This is a genomic window from Stenotrophomonas sp. 05L44_2, assembly GCF_056665995.1.
In genome coordinates, this window is the sequence record NZ_JBFTNR010000677.1 from 1 (window position 1) to 2,267 (window position 2,267).

At 66.5% G+C, this 2,267-nt stretch carries 3 protein-coding genes; 1 reads left to right on the forward strand and 2 read right to left on the reverse strand.

Annotated elements, in window-relative coordinates; genetic code table 11:
* Positions 1 to 781 (reverse strand): DNA gyrase subunit A (locus tag AC1VAN_RS19135; protein WP_480986472.1); only part of this gene is annotated, 781 nt, incomplete at its 3' end.
* A gap of 59 nt (positions 782 to 840) precedes the next feature.
* Positions 841 to 1,749 carry a helix-turn-helix domain-containing protein gene (locus AC1VAN_RS19140; protein WP_480986473.1) on the reverse strand — a complete coding sequence of 303 codons (909 nt, stop codon included), beginning with the start codon at positions 1,747 to 1,749 and terminating at the stop codon, positions 841 to 843.
* A 145-nt stretch (positions 1,750 to 1,894) separates the two neighbouring features.
* Between AC1VAN_RS19140 and emrR the strand changes: the two genes are divergently transcribed.
* The coding region (emrR, locus tag AC1VAN_RS19145) for a multidrug efflux system transcriptional regulator EmrR (protein WP_480986474.1) at positions 1,895 to 2,267 on the forward strand (373 nt) is incomplete at its 3' end.

The following is a 2,267-nucleotide window of genomic DNA, read 5'->3' on the forward strand; positions in this document are numbered from 1 at the left end:
CCACCACGTTGTGCGCTTCCTTGATGTAGGTGGCACGCGCACGCACGCTGCCGTTGCCGGTCTCGTACATGTTCCGCAGATCGTTGGCCGGGGTGATGATCTCGGCGTTGGACGGATAATCCGGACCCTTCACGTGCTCGCACAGGTCGCGCACGCTGGCATCCGGATCGTCCAGCAGGTGCAGCAGCGCGCTGACGATCTCGTTGAGGTTGTGCGGCGGMACRTCGGTGGCCATSCCCACGGCGATGCCGGTGGTGCCGTTCAGCAGCAGATGCGGCAGGCGTGCCGGCATCCAGGTCGGTTCCTGCAGGGTGCCGTCGAAGTTCGGTGCCCAGTCGGTGGTGCCCTGGCCCAGTTCGCCCAGCAGTACTTCGGCGATCGGGGTCAGCTTGGATTCGGTGTAACGCATCGCCGCGAACGACTTCGGGTCGTCGCTGGAACCGAAGTTGCCCTGGCCTTCGATCAGCGGATAACGGTACGAGAACGGCTGTGCCATCAGCACCAGCGCTTCGTAGCACGCGCTGTCGCCATGCGGGTGGTATTTACCGATGACGTCACCGACGGTGCGTGCGGACTTCTTCGGCTTGGACGCGGCATTCAGGCCCAGCTCGCTCATCGAATAGATGATGCGGCGCTGCACGGGCTTCAGGCCGTCGCCAATGAACGGCAGGGCGCGATCCAGGACCACGTACATCGAGTAGTCGAGGTAGGCGCGTTCGGCGTACTCGCGCAGCGGCAGTTGTTCGAAACCGTGGAACACGGGGCGGGCAAGATCGGTCATGCGGCGTTGTTACCTATGTCGGGAGGCGGTGACGGCGGTCGCCGCTCTCAATCCAGTGATTATCCGGATGCGGCGGGGGATGCCAAGCCGCGTGCAGGGTCAAGGCCCGGTTCCAGGCCGTGGCCGGCCCGTGCCAGGTAGCGTCCGGGCGGTAGCCCGAAGTGTCGCCGGAACACGGTGACGAAGGCGCTGGCGCTGCTGAAGCCCAGTGCGTGGGCGATGTCAGCCACGCTGCGGCCCTCGCTGAGCTGCCGCAGCGCCTCGGCCAGCCGCGCCTGCTGGCGCCATTGCGCAAAGCTCAGGGTGGTCTCGTCGCGGAAATGGCGGGTCAGGCTGCGCGGCGACAGGCCGGCCCAATGCGCCCACTGCGCCAGGCCGCGCTCGTCGGCCGGGTCGGCCAGCAGCTGCGAGGCGATCTTCAGCAGGCGCCGGTCGCGCGGCATCGGCAGGTGCATGCGCTGGCGCGGCGCGGCGCGTATCTCGTCCAGCAGAACGTTGATGATGTRCTGCCGTTCGCTGGTGCTTTCGTAGTCCTGCGGCCAGTCACAGATGCGTTCGGCCACTGCCTGCGCCAACCGCGAGATGCCCAGCACGCATGGGTCGGCGGGCAGTTCGGCGCACAGCGGTGCGGCCAGCACCATGCCCCAGCCGCGCAGGGGGCCATCGATGTGGACCGTATGCGGCTCGGCCGGCGGCATCCAGCCCGCCGAGCCTGGCGCCAGCGACCAGGTGCCATGCGAGGTGCGGGTGGTCARCAGGCCGCGTTCGACGCAGATCAGCTGCGCGCGGACGTGGTGATGCCAGTCCACTTCGCGGGCCAGCCCCTGCGGGCTGTCGAAGCGGAAGGCGATGACCGGCGGGCCGTCATTGCGCTCGAACCAATCCAGTGCTTCTTCGCGCAGCAGGGTGGCAGGGCCGGGTTCGCCCGCCTTCACGTGGGCCGGGGGTGGCTTGAATGTGACATTCATTGGCTGGATTGTACTACCGGGCCAGTTGGGGGCGCCATTAAGGTGGCGCCTTCACCTGATCCAGCCCACTGCTGCAACACAGCATTTGATGCCAGATCGAATATTTCCATTGAGAAATATTTTTTTTGGAAGAGAATGCTCCCCCATGATCTGTCCTGCAACCACTCCCCCCAGCTTCGGCCTGCTGCTGCGCCAGGTGCGCGACGGCCTGGTCCGTCAGCTCGACGCGTCCATGGCCGAAGAAGACCTCGGCATCGGCTTCACCCACTACATCGGGCTGAAGGTGCTCTCGAACATGGCGCCGTGCACGGCCAACGAGCTGGCCCAGGCCATCGACCAGGTGCCCAGCGCGGTCACCCGCCTGCTGGACAAGCTGGAAGCGCTCGGTTGCGTGCGCCGCGAGCCGCATGCGCAGGACCGGCGTGCACTGCAGATCGTATTGACCGATGAAGGCCGCGCGCTGTGGGCGCGGTTGAAGCTGCGCGGCGACGCGGTGATGGATTACGCCCTGCGCGATC